Annotated in this window: 17 protein-coding genes, 1 tRNA gene and 1 pseudogene; 4 read left to right on the top strand and 15 right to left on the bottom strand. The window is 61.4% G+C overall.

Annotated elements, in window-relative coordinates; translation table 11 throughout:
* Positions 1-63: 63 nt before the first annotated feature.
* The 5 genes from CVS30_RS15140 to CVS30_RS15120 all read right to left on the bottom strand — a co-directional run bounded on the left by CVS30_RS15140 (position 64) and on the right by CVS30_RS15120 (position 6225).
* Positions 64-858, bottom strand: coding sequence for an SDR family oxidoreductase (locus CVS30_RS15140; protein WP_110486393.1), 795 nt, complete (start codon positions 856-858; stop codon positions 64-66).
* 34 nt (positions 859-892) lie between these two features.
* Positions 893-2413 carry an L-arabinose isomerase gene (gene araA / locus CVS30_RS15135; RefSeq protein ID WP_110486392.1) on the bottom strand — a complete coding sequence of 507 codons (1521 nt, stop codon included), beginning with the start codon at positions 2411-2413 and terminating at the stop codon, positions 893-895.
* Positions 2414-2448: 35 nt separating this feature from the next.
* Entirely contained in the window at positions 2449-3138 is a 690-nt protein-coding gene (locus CVS30_RS15130) for an L-ribulose-5-phosphate 4-epimerase (protein ID WP_110486391.1), read from the bottom strand.
* Positions 3135-4823, bottom strand: coding sequence for a ribulokinase (gene araB / locus CVS30_RS15125; RefSeq protein ID WP_370801116.1), 1689 nt, complete (start codon positions 4821-4823; stop codon positions 3135-3137). Before araB ends, CVS30_RS15130 begins: the two co-directional genes overlap by 4 nt.
* A 364-nt stretch (positions 4824-5187) precedes the next feature.
* The gene (locus CVS30_RS15120; RefSeq protein WP_110486430.1) at positions 5188-6225 is read right to left on the bottom strand and encodes a LacI family DNA-binding transcriptional regulator; all 1038 of its coding nucleotides are present in this window, start codon (positions 6223-6225) and stop codon (positions 5188-5190) included.
* A gap of 26 nt (positions 6226-6251) precedes the next feature.
* On the opposite strand from CVS30_RS15120, the gene CVS30_RS15115 reads away from it, so the two are divergent.
* On the top strand, positions 6252-7196 hold the full coding sequence (locus CVS30_RS15115; RefSeq protein ID WP_110486389.1) for an aldose-1-epimerase: 945 nt from the start codon (positions 6252-6254) through the stop codon (positions 7194-7196).
* A 414-nt stretch (positions 7197-7610) separates the two neighbouring features.
* On the opposite strand, the gene CVS30_RS15110 is transcribed toward CVS30_RS15115, so the two are convergent.
* The 6 genes from CVS30_RS15110 to CVS30_RS15085 form a co-directional block, all read right to left on the bottom strand.
* The gene (locus CVS30_RS15110; protein ID WP_110486388.1) at positions 7611-7865 is read right to left on the bottom strand and encodes an HPr family phosphocarrier protein; all 255 of its coding nucleotides are present in this window, start codon (positions 7863-7865) and stop codon (positions 7611-7613) included.
* Positions 7866-7892: 27 nt separating this feature from the next.
* Positions 7893-9566, bottom strand: a complete 1674-nt coding sequence (ptsP, locus tag CVS30_RS15105) for a phosphoenolpyruvate--protein phosphotransferase (protein ID WP_110486387.1) — start codon at positions 9564-9566, stop codon at positions 7893-7895.
* Between the two features lie 8 nt (positions 9567-9574).
* A complete protein-coding gene (locus CVS30_RS15100) occupies positions 9575-10444 on the bottom strand; it encodes a PRD domain-containing protein (RefSeq protein WP_110486386.1) in 870 nt (289 codons plus the stop codon).
* 57 nt (positions 10445-10501) lie between these two features.
* Entirely contained in the window at positions 10502-10966 is a 465-nt protein-coding gene (locus CVS30_RS15095) for a PTS sugar transporter subunit IIA (RefSeq protein WP_220033932.1), read from the bottom strand.
* Between the two features lie 48 nt (positions 10967-11014).
* Positions 11015-12562, bottom strand: coding sequence for a PTS transporter subunit EIIC (locus tag CVS30_RS15090; protein ID WP_110486384.1), 1548 nt, complete (start codon positions 12560-12562; stop codon positions 11015-11017).
* A gap of 325 nt (positions 12563-12887) precedes the next feature.
* Positions 12888-13931, bottom strand: a complete 1044-nt coding sequence (locus tag CVS30_RS15085) for a LacI family DNA-binding transcriptional regulator (protein WP_110486383.1) — start codon at positions 13929-13931, stop codon at positions 12888-12890.
* Between the two features lie 139 nt (positions 13932-14070).
* Between CVS30_RS15085 and CVS30_RS15080 the strand changes: the two genes are divergently transcribed.
* From CVS30_RS15080 to CVS30_RS15070, 3 genes are all read left to right on the top strand, one after another.
* The gene (locus CVS30_RS15080; RefSeq protein ID WP_110486382.1) at positions 14071-15978 is read left to right on the top strand and encodes a glycoside hydrolase family 127 protein; all 1908 of its coding nucleotides are present in this window, start codon (positions 14071-14073) and stop codon (positions 15976-15978) included.
* Between the two features lie 109 nt (positions 15979-16087).
* Positions 16088-17128: an NAD(P)-dependent alcohol dehydrogenase gene (locus tag CVS30_RS15075; protein WP_110486381.1), complete on the top strand. Its 1041-nt coding sequence runs from the start codon at positions 16088-16090 to the stop codon at positions 17126-17128.
* Positions 17129-17256: 128 nt separating this feature from the next.
* Entirely contained in the window at positions 17257-18678 is a 1422-nt protein-coding gene (locus CVS30_RS15070) for an FAD-dependent monooxygenase (protein WP_245934633.1), read from the top strand.
* On the opposite strand, the gene CVS30_RS15065 is transcribed toward CVS30_RS15070, so the two are convergent.
* The 4 genes and pseudogenes from CVS30_RS15065 to CVS30_RS15050 form a co-directional block, all read right to left on the bottom strand.
* Complete coding sequence (locus CVS30_RS15065) at positions 18640-20352, bottom strand: ABC1 kinase family protein (RefSeq protein WP_110486379.1); 1713 nt, start codon at positions 20350-20352, stop codon at positions 18640-18642. The genes CVS30_RS15070 and CVS30_RS15065 overlap by 39 nt on opposite strands.
* A 5-nt stretch (positions 20353-20357) precedes the next feature.
* Positions 20358-20900: a PadR family transcriptional regulator gene (locus tag CVS30_RS15060; protein ID WP_110486429.1), complete on the bottom strand. Its 543-nt coding sequence runs from the start codon at positions 20898-20900 to the stop codon at positions 20358-20360.
* Positions 20901-21065: 165 nt separating this feature from the next.
* Positions 21066-21138, bottom strand: a tRNA-Ala gene (locus CVS30_RS15055).
* Positions 21139-21260: 122 nt separating this feature from the next.
* A pseudogene (locus CVS30_RS15050) lies at positions 21261-21451 on the bottom strand (dihydrodipicolinate synthase family protein); the annotation flags it as partial.

Below are 21451 nucleotides of genomic sequence, written 5' to 3'. Positions count from 1 at the left end.
CCGTGCCAAGTTTACCGGCAGGCGAAGTACGACGGCGGCACTCGCCTTGCGCTGTCGGCTCGGCTATCGGCGGGCCTTGGCTACCGTCCGTGAAAAGGACCAATGCAGAACCGGCTCGGCCAGTCCACCCGGTAACAACAGTATCCGTGTGGCCGCATCAGCGGTGATGTTGCGGCTGTTGCGTTGGATCCCGCGCGCCAGGCACGCCGCGACTTGCTGCGCTGGCCTGGCCTTCACCGCGCCGGAAATAGCCACGGTTTCCGGCGGTTTGCGCAGATTCTCGGCGGCAAAGCCTGGCGTCTGAGTATCCGGCGGATACAGCACGGAGACCCGGACTCCGGCAGCTTCCACCTCATAGCGCAGGGCGTCGGCAAACCCTCGGATGGCATACTTCGTGGCCCCATACCCGGTGTAACCAGGCACCCCGATGACACCGGCTGTTGAGCTCACCAAGACGATATGTCCGCGGCCTCGCGCGACCATCCCGGGCAAAACATGTTGGACGGCGGCCACGGCCCCGCCAACATTGAGCCGCCACTGTTCCTGAAACTCCTGTGCCGGGACGTCTAAGAAACGTCCCGGCAAGGTAGCTCCGGCACAGCACAGCAGGATGTCGCAGGGGCCGGATTCGGCCGTCAATGCAGCCAAGGCCGCGTTCAGCGACTCCGAATCCGTCACGTCGGCGGCCCGCCACAGCACGCCGGGTCCAACGGCGGCCGCAGCCTGGGTGAGCCCCTCAAGATGGCGAGCAATTAGCGAGACTCGAGCTCCGGCGTCGTGGGCTTCTTTGGCAAAAGCAGCACCAATCCCCTGCGAACCACCTGTGATGATCACATGCGCACCCTGCAGCGTTGTCATGGACCGAGTATAGGTGCGCGGCGCCGTGACAGGCTTAGAAGCCCTGGGCGAGGCGGTAGTATGCCTGGTTCCAACGGATCTCGCGCACAAAGCCACGCTGGGTGGTGTCCTCGTCGATGACCAGGAGTTCGGCCTCGAAGATGTCGGCGAAGTCCTGGAACGCTTCGATACCCACGGCCGTGCTCATGACGGTGTGGTGGGCCGCGCCGGCCTCGAGCCACGCAGCGGCCGAGGTGGCGAAGTCCGGCAGTGGCTTCCACACGGCGCGGGCCACGGGAAGGTTCGGCAGCGGCTCATCCAGCGGAACCACCTCGACCTTGTTGGCGGTCAGGCGGAAACGCTCGCGCATATCCGAAAGCGCCACGACGACGCCAGCGCCGGGATCGGCGTCGAACACGAGACGCACGGGATCCTCGCGGCCACCAATGCCCAGGGGATGTACCTCGAGCGAAGGCTTGGCGGTGGTCAGCGACGGGCACACCTCGAGCATGTGCGCGCCGAGGATCTTTTCCTGGCCGGGAACCAGGTGGTAGGTGTAGTCCTCCATGAGCGAGGCGCCGCCAGGCAGTCCCTCGCCCATGACCTTGGCGGCGCGGATGAGGATAGCGGTCTTCCAGTCACCCTCGGCACCGAAGCCGTAGCCATCAGCCATGAGTCGTTGCACGGCCAAGCCGGGGAGCTGGCGCAGGCCGCCGAGGTCCTCGAAGTTGGTCGTGAACGCGCCAAAGTCGCCAGCTTCCAGGAAACTGCGCAGGCCCAGCTCGATCTTGGCTCCGTACCGCAGAGAGTCGTGGCGTGCGGCACCGGGAAGGAGCTCGGGAGCCACATTGTAAAGACGCAGGTACTCGGCAATCAGCACATCAACATCGGCCTCGGAAGCCGCATCGACAGCCTCGGCCAGTTCATTGACCGACCAGCTGTTCACCGAGACGCCAAAACGAATCTCGGCCTCGGTCTTATCACCTTCGGTCACGGCGACGTTGCGCATATTGTCGCCAAAGCGGGCAACCTTCAAGGTGCGAATCTGCGCCACGGCCGATGCCGCACGCGTCCAGGTACCGATCTTTTCCCGGACCAGCGGGTTGGACACATGGCCCACGACCGTCTTGCGGCTGATGCCCATGCGCGATTGCATGTAGCCAAATTCGCGGTCGCCGTGTGCTGCCTGGTTGAGGTTCATGAAATCAAAGTCGATCTCGGCCCACGGCAGGGCGACGTTGGCCTGGGTGTGCAGGTGCAGGAGCGGTTTGTTCAGCTCTGACAGTCCGCGAATCCACATTTTGGCCGGTGAGAAGGTGTGCATCCAAGCGATGAGGCCAATGACCTTGTTGTCCGCGTTCGCGTCCAAGGCAGCACGGCGGATGGACTCGGAATCCTTCAGCACGTCCTTGAAGACCACGCGGACGGGAATCTCTGTCGATTCCTGCAAGGTCTTGGCGACCTCGGCCGACTGTTCGGCCACCTGACGGAGCGTTTCCTCGCCATAGAGGTTCTGGCTTCCCGTCAGAAACCAAACTTCGTATTCGGACAATGAGTTATTCAACTGCGAAGACATGTTCATTCCTTCGAAACAAGAGATGTGGTTAGGGGTTACTGTCCGTAGACGTTTTGGTAGCGGTCATGCAGGCTGTCAATGTGCGCGCTATCAATCGGGATCATGGAGCCCAGCTCGCGGGACAGGTGCACGGTGCGGGCAACTTCCTCGCACAGCACGGCCGCCTTGACCGCGGACTTGGCGCTGCCGCCGATCGTGAATGGGCCGTGATTTTGCATCAGCACGGCCGGTGAGCGGGAGCCCGACAGCGTCTCCACGATGCCTCGGCCAATGGAGTCGTCACCGATCAAGGCGAAGGGTCCCACCGGAATTTCACCACCGAATTCGTCGCCCATCATGGTCAGGACGCACGGGATAGCTTCGCCCCGCACCGCCCAGGCCGTGGCGTAGCTCGAGTGGGTATGAACCACTCCGCCCACCTCGGGCATGTGCCGGTAGACGTAGGCATGTGCGGCGGTGTCGGACGACGGCGACAGTTCAGGATTGCCCCATCCTCCATCCACAGGGGTTCCGTACAGGTCCGTGACGACCATGTTTTCCGGCGTCAGGGCGTCGTAGTCAATGCCCGAGGGCTTGATGATCATCAGATCCGCACCCGGCACGCGGGCCGAGACATTGCCCGCCGTCCAGACGACGAGTTCGTAGCGGACGAGCTCGGCATGGAGCGCGCACACTTCTTCACGCAAGGTTGCGATCGCGGTCATTACTTCAGCGGTGTAGCTCATGCGTTGACCTCCGTCTTGAGTGAGGCTGTGGCCTGTGCCTCACGGGCGATGGCCTTGAGCCGGTGCATGACCTCGTTGGCGCCACGTCCAAAGTAGTCGTGCAGCAGGCTGTACTCGGCGAAGAGTGCGTTGTAGGCCTTCACGTTCTCCTCGATCGGCACCACAACGGCCTTGTTCACGCTCCCCATGGCCTCGGATGCGGCCATGATGTCAGGGTAAAGTCCAGCCGCGACAGCCGCATGGATGGCCGATCCGAGCGCCGGCCCTTGCGTGGATCCGATGGTGGAGAGCGGCAGATTCAAGACATCCGCATAGATCTGCATGAGCAGCTGATTCTTCATGAGACCGCCAGCGACGATGAATTCCGTGACAGGGACACCTGCGGTGTTGAAGGTCTCGACGATGACGCGGGCGCCAAAGGCGGTGGCTTCCAGTAAGGCGCGGTAGCCATCCTCGGGCCGCGTGGCTAGGGTCTGACCAACAACGACGCCGGACAGCTCATGATCGACGAGGACCGAACGGTTTCCGCTGTGCCAATCCAAGGCGATGAGGCCGTGCTCGCCGATGTTTTGCGTCTCGGCGAGGGAGGTGAGGTATTCGTGAATTCCCAGCCCTTGCTTTGCTGCCTGCTCGTGGTAACTGGCCGGAACGGAGTTCTTGATGAACCATCCAAAGATGTCTCCAACACCGCTCTGGCCAGCTTCGTAGCCGTACAGCCCGGGGATGATGCCACCGTCAACAACGCCACACATACCCGGAACCTCGCGCAATTCTGCTGAGCTCATGACATGGCATGTTGAGGTGCCCATGATGGCCACCATCTGTCCGGGATGCACGGCCTTAGCGGCCGGCGCCGTGACGTGAGCGTCAACATTTCCGACGGCGACCGGGATGCCCTGGGGCAGGCCCGTCCACTCGGCAGCTTCAGCGCTCAGGTGCCCGGCAACATCTCCCAAGGCACCGATGGGGTGGTCCAACTTATCAACGACAAAGCGTCCAAAGGCCGGGTTGAGTGCTTCCAAGAATTCCACCGAGGGGTAGCTGCCATCTTGGAGGATTCCCTTGTATCCTGCGGTGCAGGCGTTGCGCACGTAGCTGCCGGTCAGCTGCCAGACGATCCAGTCGGCTGCTTCAACCCAGTGATCCATGGCCGCGTAAACCTCGGGGGCTTCCTCGAGGAGCTGCAGGCCCTTGGCGAATTCCCATTCCGAGGAGATCAGCCCACCGTAACGCGGCAACCAGCTTTCCTTGCGGGCCTTGGCCAAATCGTTAATGCGCTCCGCCTGCGGCTGTGCCGCGTGATGGCGCCACAGCTTGACGAACGCGTGCGGCTCCTGGGTCCACTGCGGAAGTTCGCACAGCGGTGTGCCGTCGTGAGTTGTCGGCACCATGGTGCAGGCCGTGAAGTCGGTGGCGATGGCCTTGACATCGACCGGATCAATGCCGGCCTGAGCGATAGCTGCCGGAACTGCCTGCTTGAGCACCTGCCGGTAATCCTCCGGAATCTGCAACGCCCATTCCGGGGGAAGCCTGTCCGAGGAGCCGGGAAGTGAGCGCTCAACCACGGCATGTGGATATTCAACGACGGCCGATGCCAGCTCCGCGCCATCGCTGACCCGTACCACCACCGCCCGTCCGGACAGCGTTCCGTAATCAACTCCGATTACGTAAGAATCCTGCGACACCATGCGTTCCTCTCAGCCAAGGCAACCGGAACACCGTCGTTGGCATCCCGGAAGAAAACTAGTTGTGAACGCTAACAATACCTAATTGCGACCGTGAGTCAAGAGAAGGAAGTTCCGAGGATAGGCGAAGTTGCGGCCATAAGATCCCCAGTTTTCCCTACAATTCAGGAGAAATTAGCGAAACACCGGGGGCTTCTCCGCGCCCAGAGTGATCGCCGGACGTCGCAGTCGCGGGAAAAATTTCGTGACGCAGCTCTCAGAGTGCAAATATTACGGCCCCGATTTTGATTCCCAATCTGTGAGCGCTAACAATGTCATGACTATCTATCCACTGCCATGAATCTGAGGTTCGGTGCTGCTTGAGCTAACTACGCGTCAGCGCGGCCGGACGAGGTCCGGTACTCCCGCGCACCATCAGGTGCGGCTGAATCCGAACGGAGAACAAGGGATCGTTTCCCGCAATGCCATCCAGCAACATGCCAACGCAGCGGCGCCCCAGTTCGGCAAAGTCCTGCCGAATCGTGGTCAAGGGCGGGAAGTAAAATCCAGATTCCGGGCTGTCATCAAATCCCACGATGGACAGATCGCGCGGCAGGGTCAGCTTGCGTTCGTAGGCTGCGCGCATGACGCCAAGGGACATCTGGTCGTTGGCGACAAATACGGCCGTGCATTCCCCCGCGTCGATGAGCGCCTTCCCGGCTTCGTAGCCAGATGCGGCGCTCCAGTCTCCGATCAACAAGGTTCCCGGTTCCAGGCCTTCGCTGGCCAGGGCGGCTTCCCAACCACGGCGGCGAGCCTGAGCGTCGAGCCAACCGGTCGGACCCATGATGTGGGCGATCTTGCGGTGTCCCTGATCGATCAAATGCTTCGTGGCCAGCCAGCCACCGCGCTGCTGATCAACCCCAACGTTCTGCACACCCGCGGCACCAATATCGCCGATAGCCACCATGGGAACGCCCGGGGTCAGCCGCTCGATGATGCGCACGATCGACTCCTGCGGGGCGATGACCACGAGCCCGTCGACCTGATGCGACAGATGGTTTTCAACCGTGTCAATAAGGGTCTTTTCGCTGTCATTTGGCAGTCGCACCGTGTTGACGCCGTAGCCGGAGGCATATGCGGCTTCCTGGATGCCCAACAAGATTCGGGCCGGACCAAAGTGCTCCGTATTGTGCGCCACGACGCCCAGGGTTTCCGAGCGGCGCGTGACCAACTGGCGTGCCGCCGTGTTCCGCCGATATCCCAACTCGGCAATGGCAGCCTCCACCACAGTGCGCGTTTTGGCGCTTACATTGGGATGGTTGTTGATTACCCGTGAGACAGTCTGATGCGAAACGCCTGCCTTGGCAGCCACGTCCGCCATGACGGGCGGGTGTCCATTTGCCGACGTATTTTCAGTCATAAACACATTCTCGCAGAGGAGAACGCATGCTCAGCAATTCCACCCGCCCTATTTCGGGAACGCAAACAGTTCTACGTTCCGGCGAGTATCAGGCCGTGATTGCCTCCGTGGGCGCCTCGCTGCGCTCCCTGACCTTTGCCGGTCGCAACCTGGTGGTCCCCTTCGAGGCGGATGAGATTCGTCCGGGATACCGCGGTTCGAATCTGGCACCTTGGCCTAATCGGATTGCCGACGGCGCCTACACCTTTGGCGGTCAGCTCCATCAGGTACCTGTCAATGAGATTGACAGGTTGACGGCACTGCACGGGCTGGTCATCTGGAATGAGTGGGAGCTACTGGAGCAAACACCGCAAAGCGCTTCGTTTGGCGCGGTCATCGAGCCCCAGGAGGGGTATCCGCACCGCTTGGCCATCGACGCTGCTTACACGCTCAGCGAGCAGGGACTCACGTGGCGAATCTCGGCCGCAAACATCAGTGACGGAACAGCGGCAGCCCCGTACGGCGTCGGGCCTCATCCGTATCTGGTGGCGGGCAACGGAACAGTTGACGGCTGGACCCTGGAACTTCCGGCGGCCCAAATCCTCAGTGTGACACCGGATCGACTGCTGCCCACCACTCTTGATGGGGTTGCGACGTTACGGGAGGGCTACTTCGATTTCCGAGAGGCTCGGGAACTCGGCAGCACCGAGATTGACCATGCCTACACGGGTCTGCAGGCCACCAGGAACGACGACGTCGAGGTCCGGGTCCTCTCCCCCGAGGGCACGGGCGTACTGATGCGCTGGCATGGAGCTGTCCTGCCGTGGGTGCAGATTCACACGGCCGATCGCCCGGAACCCACGCTCAATCGCATTGGCTTGGCTGTTGAACCCATGAGCTGCCCGCCGGACGCCTTCAACTCCGGCACGGATCTCATCAGCCTCGCTCCGGGTGAGCGCCACGACGCCGAATGGCTCATCGCAGCCCTCTAATCAGGTGCGCCAATCGCTGCGGCGGTGTGCGTGCTGTCTTTCGTGTGCCCGGCGTCATGAGCGGGCAAGTAGGCGCCTCTCCGTCCGTTTTGGCGAGGGTGGCGAGGGTGGCGAGGGTATCGAAGTGGGCGGGCTGCATCAGGTGCATTGTCGGCATCGAAATTGTCTGACTCCACGGTCAGTTGTCAGATAATGCCCGAAAAATGAATCTAAAGGGCGTTATATGGCGGGTCAACGGAGGAGAGCGGAAGGTGAGGGGCGCGCCGTCGTACTGTGGCGGGACAACCGCACACGTTGGGCTAGCCGCGGGGAAGACTCCCCATTCTGGTGAGTTCTCCAGGAGACGAAACACAATGGCACCCCATCGGATGATGGGGTGCCATTGAGTTGACCACTAAGGAGGCTAGCTCAGGGCTAGGCGTCCAGGTCGCGGGCAATGAGCCCGGCGATCTCAGCCACGGCGTCGGCGTTCTCGGATTCCACGGTAACGCTGGCACCACAATCGGCGCCGAGCGTCATGATCATCAGGGACGAGGTGGCGTCGACCTCTTCGCCGTCGAGAATCAGCAGAATCTCTTCCTCATAGGCACCGGCGGCCTGGGCGATCATGGCAGCGGGGCGGGCGTGCAGGCCGACGGACGATCCAACAACAACGGTTTGCTTAGTCAATGTATGTACTCCTTGAAAGTAAAGAAATTAGGACAGTAGTTCGTGGGCCGTGGACCGGGCCTCACGGGCGGTGGTGCAGCGCAGAACGGCGGCAGCGGCGTGCTGACACTGCTCAAGCGATACGGATCCGAGTTGCAGTCCGACGGCGGCCAAAGCGTTGGGTGCCATCGACAGGCTGGTGAGGCCCAGACCAATCAAGACGCAGGCCAGGAAGGGGTCTGCCGCGGCCTCGCCACACACGCCCACGGGCTTCTGGCTGCTCACGCCGGCACTCGCCGCGGAACGGATCAGGTGCAAAACGGCTGGCTGCCAGGGATCCGTCAAGGCCGCGAGCGAGGGAGCCATGCGGTCCGCCGCCATGGCATATTGCGTCAGGTCGTTGGTGCCGATGGACATGAAGTCCACCTCGGCCAGGAACGCCTCCGCCAGCAAGGCAACCGAGGGCACCTCCACCATGATGCCGGGCGAAAGCGCCCGGGCCCGGCACGCCGCGGCGAAGTCGCGCGCCTCATCAATCGTGGCCACCATGGGCGCCATGACCTTAGCGTTGCGAACACCCTGCTGCTCGGCGGCGAGGGCAATCGCGTCGAGCTGGCGCTCCAGCAGTCCGGGATCGCCCTGGCCCAAGCGGATGCCACGGACACCCAGTGCCGGGTTTTCCTCATCGGGATGCAGAACAAACGGAACCGGTTTGTCCGAGCCCGCGTCGAGCGTGCGGAACACGACCTTCTGGCCCGGGAACGCTGCCAGAACCTCGCCATAGATCGCGGCCTGCTCGTCCACCGACGGCTCGGTTTGCGCGGAGAGGAAGCACAGTTCCGTGCGGAAGAGTCCCACGCCCTGAGCAGGGAATCCGGCGGCGGTGCGTGCCCCGGCCCCGTCTTGAACGTTCGCGAGAAGTTCGACGGCGACACCATCGTGGGTGCGACCCGGCCCGGTCCACGCCTGCACGGCGAGGCGACGAGCAGCGTCGGCCACGACTCGCGCCTCGGCATCCACAGGATCGCTGCCGAGCGTCAGGGTGCCGACGCCTCCGTCGAGAAGGAGGTGATCGCCGTCGTGAATGTCAGTGATCTTGGCGGCGGCAACGATGCAGGGGATGCCCAACTGGCGGGCAATGATCGCCGTGTGACTCGTGGGGCCACCTAGCCTGGTGGCGATTCCCAGAATCAGGGAGGGGTCCAGCGTGGCGGTGTCGGCTGGCGCAAGATCGTCGGCCAACAAGATGATGGGCGTTTCCGGCGTGGGCACACCGGGTTCCGGCAGTCCCAGCAGCTCGGAGATGACGCGATTGCGGATGTCCCCGAGATCGGTGACACGCTCGGCCATCAAGCCGCCGAGCTTTTCAAATTTCTCGATGAACTGGGCAATCGCGGCAACCGTGGCCGATTCCGCGCTGGAACCAGCCGCGATGAGCTTGCCGACGACGCGTTGCAAGCCGCGGTCCGAGGCCAGCGCAGCGGTGGCCTCGAGGACCTCGGCGGCAGCGCCGGAAGCATTCGCGGCGCGGGCACTGAGCCGTTCGGAAACAAGGGTCACGGCAGCCTTCCAGCGGGCGACCTCAAGTTCCCGTTCGGGCTCGGCAATGTGTGCTTCGCAGCTTTGCGGCACAACGGGAGCTGGCTTGACCCACAGTGCGGGGGCATAGCCAAGCCCTGCCACAACACCGGTTCCGGTGATGGCATTAGCGGTGTCAATCATTTCAAATCCTAAGTATTGAGCATTTCAACATAGAGCCGGCTGGTGTGCAGCGCAAGGTAGGAAACCTCGTCATCTCCGAGTTCCCTGCGCAGGGCCGTCCCGATAAGTTTGGCGACTTCCAGCGCCGCATCCGCGGCCTCTGGATAGGCTTGCCGCACCGATGAGAGGACATCGACGCGGATAACAGAAGAACTCGTGGCCTCTACCGATCGGGCAAAGAGATAGCGCAGGTGAGTCACAAAACGAGCAGCGCTCAAGGCGTTCTCGTCAATACTCTTGCCCCACCGCACCGACAGCAAGGAGAAGACCCTGGAAATCGTTTCGGTCATGGAGACGGTCTTGGAGAAATCGGCCTTGGACCATTGCTGGTTCACGAAGTGCAGCGCAAAGGCTACCCATTCCTCTTCCTGCAGCTGCACGCCCAGGTGTTCCTGAATGAGCGCGACGACGCGCCGCCCCAGGTTCCCTTCGGCCGGGTATAACTGGGCGACTTCCCACCGGAGCGGGAAGTCGACCTTGATGCCGTCACGGGCTCTCTGCACAGCAAATCCCAGATGGTCCAGAATCGGGACTAGGAGCGATTGCCGCGGCTCTAACCGCAACTCCTGCTGAGCCAGCGCCGTAATCTCCTGCGCTAGTTCAATTTGTTCCAAGGGGGCATCACTGAGCACACCAGCGACGTGGCTGGCGGCGTAGCTGCCGTCAGGGACGAATCGCTGATCGGCCGAGTCAAGGTCAATGGGCGCCCCGGGCTTGCGCCCGAACCCAATGCCCTTGCCAACAAGCACCGTCTCGCTGCCGTCGTTCAGCTCGGCAAGGAGCACGTTGTTGTTGTACACCCTTTTGATGGTTGCAGAAGTTCCGTGTGTCAGGACCATGAGAATGCGATCCTAGCAGTGACTAAGGCGCAGGAAGCGCCCGTGACGGGCACCATGTTATTTCTTCCGAACGGTGATGACAGGCGTTCCGGCGGCGGCCGCGACATTGCTCTCGGCAATGCTGAAGTCCTTGCCATTGGTCAGCAGGACCGGTGTCACCATGGAGGGCACCAGAGGTGTCATGGCGGCCAGGTCGCAGCTGATGACGAGTTCGCCCTGCTTGACCATCTCGCCCTTGGCGCGGTGAGCTGTGAAGCCCTCGCCCTTGAGCTTGACCGTGTCCATGCCGATGTGGACCAGGATTTCCGCGCCGGCATCTGTCCGCACGGCGAAGGCGTGCAGCGTCTTGGCCAGCAGGATCAGCTCGCCATCAACCGGGCTGACAAAGTTTCCCTCGGTAGGTTCGACGGCGAATCCCTCACCAACAGCCCCACTGGCAAAGACCGGGTCCGGCACATCAGCCAGGGCCATGACGGTTCCCGCGGCAGGGGCAAAGATCTGATCGCCTTTTTTCTTGAACATTTTCAACATCGTGATGTCTCCTCGTGTGTTTAAGTGGTTGGCGCGAGATTAGTCGTCAATGCCAAGACTTTCATTAATGGCGCTTTTGTAAAGCACTGCCTTGCCACCAAAGACGGCCTGAACGCCGCCGCTGACCTCGAAAACGCCTGCGGCGCCAAGCTGGCGAAGCCTGTCCTTGTCGACCTGGGCCGGATCCTTGACGGAAACGCGCAGGCGCGTGATGCAGGCATCCACCTCTTCGAGGTTCTCAGCCCCACCCAAAGCGGCCAGAACCTGAGCGGCCTCGCGCTGAATAGGCGTGCCCTCTTCGGCGCCGCCAACCAGGGCCGGAACCTTCTCGGCGTCGCCCGCGGAAGCGGCATCGTCGTCGTTCCCCAGAGTATCTTCCAGGTGTCCGGGTGTGCCGAACTTGAACTTCTTGATGAGGAACTTGAACGTGAAGTAGTACAGGAAGAACCAGACAACGCCGACGGGGATCACAAGAAGCCAGTTGGTGCGCTCGTTGCCCTGGAAGACACCGAAGAGCAGGAAGTCGATCAGGCCACCGGAGAAGGTGTTACCGATGCTGATGTTGAGCAGGTCAGCAATGAGGAAGGACAGGCCGTCGAACACTGCGTGGATGACGTAGAGGATCGGAGCCACGAAGAGGAACATGAACTCGATGGGCTCGGTGATGCCGGTGACGAAGGAGGTCAGCGCAACGGAGGCGAACAGACCCGTGTACTTGGCGCGGCGACCCTTGGGGATCACGTGCCACATGGCAAGGCAGGCGCCCGGGAGGCCGAACATCATGGTGTCGAAGCGACCGGCGAAGAAGCGCGTGCCCTCCGTGAACAAGCCAACGTGGTTGGGGTCGGCCAGCTGGGCGAAGAAGATCTTCTGCGCACCGATGACCTGGACACCGTTGACCATCTCGGTGCCACCCAACGGGGTGTACCAGAACATGGGGTAGATCATGTGATGCAGGCCAGCCGCACCGCTCAGGCGCAGCAGCGATCCGTAGAGGAAGGTACCGAAGGCGCCCATGCTAGCGATACCCGTTCCGGCGTCGACCAAGGCGTTCTGAACCGGAGGCCAGACAACGAAGAAGACCGCACCGACAATGATCGCGGCGAAGGCCGTGACGATCGGGACAAAGCGGGAGCCTCCGAAGAAGCCGAGGATGGCCGGCAGCTGAATGTTGTAGAAGCGGTTATGCAGCATGACGGCCACACCACCCACAACGAGGGCACCAACAACACCGGTGTCAATGGCTGCAGCGTCGGGGGTGAAGATGTTCAGGAGCGCATCGATGCTGGCCTTCATGACCAGGTAGCCAACAACACCGGCGAGGGCGGCAGTTCCCTTGTCGCGCTTAGCTAGGCCAATACACAGGCCGATGGCGAGCAGGATCGCAAGGTTGTCGAAAACGGTTGCGCCGGCGGCCGACATGACACCGAAGATGCCCTGCAGGACATGGTTGTCCAGGATCGGATATGCGGCAACCGTGGTGGGGTTGGAGAGTGCTCCACCAATACCAAGCAGCAGACCTGCTGCAGGAAGAATGGCGACCGGCAGCATGAAAGCCTTACCGATCTTAGAAAGCTGTTTAAACACGTAAATTCCCTACGTTCACGGCCTGACGACGTCGTCAGGCCAAAATCCTAGGCCGTGGGAATCCGATACCACTGTGGAAACATGCGTCATGGGGCTGCGTCATTGGCAGTCCGCGCGCGATGTGCTGTCAGGGGAAGGACTCTTAGGCGAAGATGGACGGAAAGCCCCACAGAAAAGATCTGCGAGGCCGGGCGTCTCAGGTTCTTGCCGAAAGTTACAATCCCGATGACAGCTAACACAAAGTGGTAGCGAGATAAGAATACACATGTGATCGGCATCAAAGCCAAACGAGGGTCAAAATACGCAGCGGATCCACTTTCTCTTGCTACCCTCGCGCGGTGGAATCCCTGGCCAGGAGTCGGGTTGAGATGCTGTGAATGCCCGGCTCGGCCGTGCCCTCGATCGCGGCAAAGAGCAGTTGGGCGGCCTTGCGCCCAACAAGTTCTAGGTTCATGTCAATTGTGGACAGGGGTGGGCGGGCTTGCGTGGCCAGCAGCTCCCAATTGTCATGCCCCATGACGGCAACCTCGTCCGGGACTGTGCGCCCGGATTCGCGCAAGGCATCCAAGACCCCCCGAGCGATCTGGTCGCTGCCGCAGATGACTGCATCAATATCTGGGCATTTATCGATCAGGGCACGCACCGAGCTCCGGCCCCACGATTCGGTCCACGCCCCATACATGACCTCATCGCCCATGAGTGGTAAACCGAACTGGTGCAGCGCCTGAACCGCTCCTTCGGCGCGGTCGCGTGCGGCCAGAAATTCCTTGTCTCCTGCGATGTAGGCAATCCGGCTTCGCCCACTACGCACCATATGCTCAACCGCTTGGCGTCCAGCACCGACGTTGTCGCTAACCACCGACATATCCCGTTCATCCAACGAGGGCGCATAGGCATACACCACGGGAACAGGAAGATGCTGACCAAGAGATTCCCGGGGATTGGTTGTGTCGCCAACGATGATGAGTCCGTCCACCCGTCGACTCAGGAGCGCGTGGAGGTGGTGCTGTTCCCGAATTCCATCGCCGCGGGCATCACACAGAAATACCGAGGTGCTGCCGGCCCCAAAGGCATCTTCGGCTCCCATCATGACCGGGAGGGAAAAGCGTCCCACCAAGTCACTTGTCAACAGGCCAACGGTACCGGTGCGCCCTGATAACAGCCCCTGGGCCAATACATTGGGAAGAAAATTAAGCTTTTCGGCCGCCTGCTGAACTTTCACCCGTGTTTCCGCCCGGACATGCTCGCGCCCGTTGAGCGCTTTGGAAACCGTGGCCACAGAAACACCGGCAAGGGCGGCGACATCGCGCAGGGTTGCCGGCTTAGCGCTAAAGCCGCCGGACACTACGCCATTTGCTGTCTCTGCCATGCAGTACTCCTGAGAATCATGAAGGTAACGTGAGCGTCACTCTTGACTCCAAGTTTAGCGTCAACCTAGTCTAGGAAAAGCTTTTCGGAACGTTTCGGTTTATGAAAGATTCTCCCCTTCTCAATTCTTGGAGTCCGCATTGAATCAGACCAGCACAACCCGCAATGACTCACGCCCTGTCAGCCCTTCGGCAACTCAGCTGGTCCCTTTGAGCCTGTCGCAGGCACGGCTCGGCAGCTCTGGATTTTGGGGCACCCGCTCCCGGATCAATGCGGAAAACACATTGGAGCATTGCTTACGGTGGCAAGAACGTGCCGGCTGGCTGCCCAATTTTGATTTGGCAGCCTCCGGGAAACTTCCAGCAGGCCGGCAGGGGCGTGAGTTCTCCGATTCTGAGATCTATAAGCTTCTCGAGGGCTACTGCTGGGAGAGTGAAACCCACCCCAGCGATGACATCGAGGCCATCATCGCCTCCATCACGGCCAGGCTTGTGGCGGCTCAAGAATCCGACGGCTATCTCAACACAAAATTTGGTCGCCCGGAACAGGGCGCGCGGTACTCGAATCTTGAATGGGGTCATGAGCTCTATAACTACGGTCATCTGTTGCAGGCCGCTGTGGCCCGTCTCCGCACCCACGGAGAAGATGCCCTCGTGGCGCTGGCTCGTCGCGTGGCCGACCATATCTGTGAGACCTTTGGCCCGGACGGCATCCAGTCGGTCTGCGGTCATGCCGAGATCGAATTGGGACTCATGGAATTCGCCCGGGCCACAGGCGAGGGGCGGTATTTAGAGCAGGCAAGACTCTTCATTGAGCGCCGAGGACACCACAGCCTGGCCGACATTGAGCTGGGCAGGGACTACTTCCAGGATGATTTGCCGGTGCGTGAGCGCACCGTTCTCGCCGGCCACGCCGTACGCGCCTTGTATTTTGCCGCCGCTGTGGTGGACCTCGCAGTGGAGACGGGCGACGAAAAGCTGCTGGCCGCCGTCGAACATCAGTGGGAAAACACCGTGGCCACCCGCACCTACATCACAGGAGGGATGGGATCGCATCACACGGGCGAGGCCTTTGGCGAAGATTTTGTGCTGCCCAGTGATAGGGCGTACTGCGAAAGTTGCGCCGGCGTCGCCTCGGTCATGTTGAGCTGGCGGTTGCTGCTGGCCACCGGCAAGGCCCGTTATGCGGACTTGATAGAGCGGACGTTGTTTAACATCGTGGCGACGGCATCCTCGGATGATGGGAGGTCGTTCTTCTACGCCAATACCCTGCATCGGCGCAATCCCGGCGTGGCCAGCGATCCCAACGAGCAAAGCAAGCGGGCCGATTCGAGCCAGCGCGCCGCCTGGTTTGATGTGGCGTGCTGCCCCACCAATATTGCTCGCACGCTCTCCTCACTGGGCGCCTACTTGGCGACGGTCGACGACAACGGCATCCAGGTGCACCAATTTGCCGATGCGGATGTGTGCGCTGAAGTACCTGGTGGGACCGCGGCCATCAATATTCAGAGCCGATACCCGGACAGCGGAACCATCACGGTCACAGTGATGGACTCCCCTGCCACGCCATGGACACTCTCCCTCCGCATCCCCGAGTGGGCAGAAGGTGCGAGCCTGCGGGTGGACGGCGAGGTCCACGAGGTAGCCCCGGGCTACGCCACCTTGACGCGTGTTTTTACACCGGGAACCGTGGTGGTCCTGGACCTGCCCATGATCCCGCGAGTACTCGCGGCCGATTCACGTATCGATGCCATCCGCGGATCCGTCGTGGTGCAGTGGGGACCCCGGATCTACTGCCTGGAATCGGCCGATCTGCCGGAGGGTGCTCATGTGGACGATTTCGTGGTGGATCCGGCGATTGCCCCGGTACCCGACGGCGATCGGCTCCTTATGCAGGGATGGCTCAGCAATCCCGAGCGTCAGCCATGGCCGTTTGGTTTACCGTCGCCGGCTGCACCAGGGACGCCCCTGGCGGTGGCGCTCACGCCCTATCACCGATGGGGCAATCAAGGCCCCGTCACCATGCGCGTCTGGTTGCGCAGCAGTTGAATTCTTGTGAATAAGGTTCCTATATGCAGGACACGAACGGGTCCTACCCTGTAGCGTCGAGAACGGACCGCGCCATCGAGCGCGACTAGATACAACGCTTGGAGATTTTATGACTACCGCACGCGCTTACGCCGCAACCTCACCCACCGAGCCGCTCGTTGCCACAACCATTGAGCGCCGCGAGGTCGGGCCGCACGATGTCTTGATCGACATCGCCTTTGCTGGCGTCTGCCACTCCGATATCCATACCGTCAGGGGCGAATGGGGACCCATCGCCTACCCGCAGGTTGTGGGGCACGAAATTGTTGGTGTTGTCTCCGCAGTGGGTAGCGAGGTCAGCCGCCACGCGCTAGGCGATCGTGTTGGCGTTGGCTGCATGGTCAACTCCTGCCGCGAGTGCGTCAATTGCAAGGCCGGCATGGAAAACTACTGCATCAACGGGAACACAGGAACCTACGCCTCGTCCGATCTGGACGGCACAATCACCCAGGGTGGCTACGCCACGAACATCGTGGTCAACGAGGACTTTGTCCTTCGCGTCCCCGAAAGCATCCCGTACGAATCAGCTGCGCCATTGCTCTGCGCCGGAATCACCACCTACTCCCCCTTGGCCCATTGGAAGGCCGGCCCCGGCACGAAAGTCGCCGTCGTTGGCATGGGCGGCCTTGGCCATATGGCCGTCAAGATCGCACACGCCATGGGCGCCGAGGTCACGGTGCTTTCACAGACGCTGAGCAAGCAGGAAGACGGACTGCGTTTCGGCGCAGAGCACTACTATGCCACGAAGGACGCCAGCACCTTCGAGCTTCTCAAGAACAGCTTTGACCTGATCATCAACACGGTCAGCGCGCCGGTCAACCTCGATGCTTATGTATCCCTCCTGCGTCTGAACGGCACCATGGTCAACGTCGGCGCCCCGCCCGAGGCCCTGCCGATCTCTGTCTTTGCCCTCATGGGAAACCGCCGCTCCTTTGCCGCCTCGGGCATCGGTAGCATTGCAGAAACCCAGGAGATGCTGGACTTCTGCGCCGAGCACAACATTGCCCCCGAGACTGAATTGATCGAGGCCGCCCAGATCAACGAGGCCTACGAACGGGTTCTCGCTTCGGATGTCCGCTACCGCTTCGTCATCGATACGGCAACGATCTAAGTTTTAGTGCGGTGAGGGGCGTTCTACCCATGGGTGGGACGCCCCTTTGCGGCTTTAGCTACGGGTAATTTCAGGAAGCGGGTTGTCACTTGTTCGACGTAATTATTAGCGGGGGCGGGCCAACCGGGATGATGCTCGCCAGCGAGCTTCGCCTGCACAACGTAGACGTCCTGGTTCTGGAGAAGGATGCTGAGCCAAGTCCGGCTGTCCGCTCGCTGGGCCTGCACCCGCGCAGCATCGAGATCATGGATCAACGCGGCCTACTGGAGCGATTCCTCGAACAAGGGCAACAGTATCCCGGCGCTGCGGGCCGGTTCGCGGGAATCGAACCACCCCGGCCCATAGCGTTGGACTCCGCCCACGACTACCTCTTGGGGATCCCCCAACCCTTGACCGACCGGCTGCTTGCCGAACGCGCCGAAGAACTCGGTGCCCAGATCCGTCGTGGCACAGAAGTTGCAGCTTTACACCAGGATGAGTACGGCGTCAGCGTCCACCTCGCAGACGGCGAGCTTTTGCGCTCACGCTGGCTCGTGGCCTGCGATGGCGGACGAAGCCTGGTGCGCCGGCTCCTGAAGATTGGCTTCCCCGGGGAGGCCGCCAAGACCGAGTGGTTACTGGGTGAAGTTGAGGTCACCACACCCGCGGAGGAATTGACCGCCGTAGCGGAAGAGGTTCGCAAGACCCACAAGGGCTTTGGCATTGGTCCGGCCGGAGATGGACTGTTCCGAGCCGTTGTTCCTGCTGTCGCGGTCACCGAGGATCGCACGGTTTCGCCCACATTGGAAGAGTTTAGGACACAGTTGCGGGCCTACGCGGGGACAGATTTCGGTGTTCATTCACCGCGCTCATTGACGCGTTTCAGCGACGCCACTCGCCTCGCCGAGCGCTACCGGGTGGATCGTGTTTTTCTCGCCGGCGATGCCGCGCACGTCCATCCACCGCTGGGTGGCCAGGGATTGAACCTAGGTATCCAGGATGCCTTCAATCTCGGTTGGAAGCTCGCGGCCGAGATCAAGGGATGGGCCCCGAAGGGGCTCTTGGAGAGCTATTTCATGGAGCGCCATCCCGTCGCCGAAAGCGTGCTGACCCTAACCCGTGCCCAATCGGAATTGATTTCCTCGGAGCCCGGCCCACAGGCTGTGCGACAGCTCCTGACTGACCTCATGGCCGTCGAAGGTGTCAGCCGGTTCCTGGCGGAGAAGATCACCGGGATCGGGATTCGCTACGACTTCGGTGAGGGCCCCGAGCTGCTTGGCATGCGGCACAGCGACATCAGCCTGAGCCAGGGCCGACTATACGAACTCGGCCGCGATGGAAGGGGGCTCCTCTTGGACACCACGGGGGAACTGTCTGTGACGGGCTGGACGGATCGAATCCACCACATCCGGCTCGCCAGGGGGGAACTGGAGGTTCCTGCGATCCTGCTTCGCCCCGATGGCCACGTGGCGTGGATCGGGGAGGACCAAACGGATCTCATCCACCACGTGCCCACGTGGTTCGGGGCCCCATCATCGGCCGCGCCTGCCAGCCCACAAGCCAATCACTAGTGGCACGGCGGAAATTCCCATCAGGACGGTCCCCGCGACTTGGTCATCGGCTCTGAGCACCGCCCCAGATAGCAACAATGCCCCGAAGATCAGCGCACCAATAGCCACGTGCAGCAGTCGGATCAGCCGTAGCGTCTGTCGTTCTAACCTGGGGTTCGTGACCGAGAGCGAACCGTCTTCAACGCTGTCAAGTAGTCCGTCGAGGCGTTGGGGCAGGCGTAAGGTGACGGCAACGGCGTCGAGCATCTGTGTCGCAGCATCCTTGACGATGTTGCCACGTTCCGCGCGCAACAACTGTGCCGCAAAGGGTTCCACCGAGTCCCACAGGTTGAAGCGCGGATCCAGCGAGCTACACACTCCAGAGGTCAACGACATGGCTCGGATGATGAGCAGAAAGTTCTCCGGGAGTTGGATGGGCAAGGACCGCACCACATCACCAAACTCCTCGGCAAAATCTCGGAACTCGCGCGGGTCCACCTCGCGAAGCTCGGCAAAGCCCATCCCTCCAAAGCGGGCGAAGAGCTGCGTCATGGCCCGCTCCAGCTCAGTGGTATTGGCCTGCGGCACCAGCACGCCGATATTGCTGATCGCGGTCACCAAGCCCTTGCCATCCCTAGCCGCTGCGGCAATCAGGAGCTTCCGAAGGCCACTGCGCGTGGTGGGCGGAACCTCCCCCATCATGCCGAAGTCGACGAATGTCAGCTTCCAAGGGTAGTCAGCCGAGGCATCAGCAACGGGGGTGACGAAGATGTTGCCAGGGTGCGGATCCGCATGGAAGAAGCCAAGGGTGAATAGCTGCTCAAACATGATCGACGCGAAAACTGGGGCCACCTGTATCGGATCGATCCCAGCGGAGCGAAGTCCCGCCACATCCGTAATCTTGATGGCCGTGACGTCTTCCAGGGTGAGCACGCGGCGGGTAGTTCTTTCCCATACGACGTCGGGCATCAAGACTCGTGCGTCGTCAGAGAATTCAGTGGCGAATCGTGCCAGATTCTCGGCCTCGTGGAGGTAGTCGATCTCTTGCAGACTGGTGGCCGCAAACTCCTCAACCAAGGCTGGCGCATTAACGCGTTTGGACACTAGGTGGATATGACTCAGCCAGCCGCCTACTTTGCGCAGAGCGGCAAGGTCCGCGTCGACGATCTCAGCAATTCCTGGACGTTGCACCTTCACCACAACATTAATAAGTCCAGTGTCCGTTATATCGTTCGGAAGTAGAAGTGCCCGGTGCACCTGTCCTAGCGAAGCTGCGGCGATAGGCGTCTGATCCACCCACGCGAAGACGCTCTCTAGTGACGCGCCCAGCTCTGCTTCGGCAAGGTTCCGAATCGCAGAAAACGATACAGGAGGAACCTCGTCCTGCAGGCCCTCGAGTTCTTCGGTGATTTCCGGCGGCAGAACATCGAGCCTTGAGGACATGAACTGGCCCACCTTGATCATGAGACCGCCCAGCTCAACGGCAAGCCCATGGAAGCGCTGGGCGAAGCGTCGCATCCTCGTGGGCCTGCTCCGGTTGGCAATCCCGGCCAGGCCTAGACGAGGAAGCACCAACTCGAACCACCAGGTGATCGTCAGATGCCACGCGGCGAAGCGCAGGATACGGCGATAGCGGGCGCGGGTGTCGGGCACGACGTGGACGGTATCTGTCCGATCATCGATGCGGGAGGTCACACCCGTCAGTCCTGAGCGAGGATCGAATACAGTTTCCGCCGTGCGTCGTCGAGCACCGCTGCGGCTTCCTGCACCTGCTTCTTGGTCCCGGTGCGCCCAACCTGGGCCGCAGCCTGAGCCAGCTCCATGCCGGCCTTGGGCAACGCCGAGAAGCCGCCACCTTGCGCGGTATCTGCCGCATCCCAGGGTGCTGGTGAATCCGAAGCGGCAACGGTCTCGCGGCCTGCATCAGTTAGTGAGAAAACCTTACGGCCATTAGATTCCTCCGCGCTGATCAGGCCTTCGTCAGCCAACAGCTGCAGCGTTGGGTAGACGGAGCCGGCACTTGGCTTCCAGCTGCCAGCGCTGCGCTCCTCAATTTCATGGATGATCTGGTAGCCGTGCATGGGCTGCTCTGCCAGCAGTGCCAAGACAGCAGAGCGCACCTCGCCTCGCCCCGCACGGGTACCAGTGGGCTTTTCAAATCGTGAACGCAATTCCTCTACGGCCTGCCACACGCTGTCCATGCTGTTGCCGAAAAACCCACCTGCCGGAAATGAATTGTGCATCATTACCTCCTCAGCGAATCGTGAACGATATACCTAACGATATGCCTGTGCATGGACGGAAACAATGGTCCGCAACGAGGTAATCATTCCTGCGTTGGAGAGTTGTCACTGCGTGATTTTCCACAACGGAGAACGTTGCCCGACGCAAACAAAGACACCTTCGGGTGGAGCTAAGGAGATTCGAACTCCTGACCTCCTCGATGCGAACGAGGCGCGCTACCAACTGCGCCATAGCCCCGAGCAGCCACAGGACCGCTACATTTTTAGGTTAACCCCGTGGCATTATTCGATCCAAGGCGCCACGCCGGGCGCGAAAAAGCCGGGCACGCAGGACCCGGCTTTGACAATTCGTAGCGCTGTTTAGATCAAGCCCGTGCGCTCAAGGATGACCTTGATGGCTGCGGTTTCGTCTTTGTCCAGGGAGAGCATGGGGGCGCTCATGACGTTGGTCTTGATGATGCCCATCAGAACCAGGGCGGTCTTGAACGCGCCCAAGCCGGCTGCGTTACCGGAGAGACGGCCAGCCTTCGGGGTGTAGACGATGTTGAAGA

This window comes from Arthrobacter psychrolactophilus (assembly GCF_003219795.1).
In the GTDB taxonomy this organism is placed as follows: Bacteria; Actinomycetota; Actinomycetes; order Actinomycetales; family Micrococcaceae; genus Specibacter; species Specibacter psychrolactophilus.
Note: the sequence above shows the minus strand (reverse complement) of the source record. Positions and strands in the feature narration are given on the sequence as shown.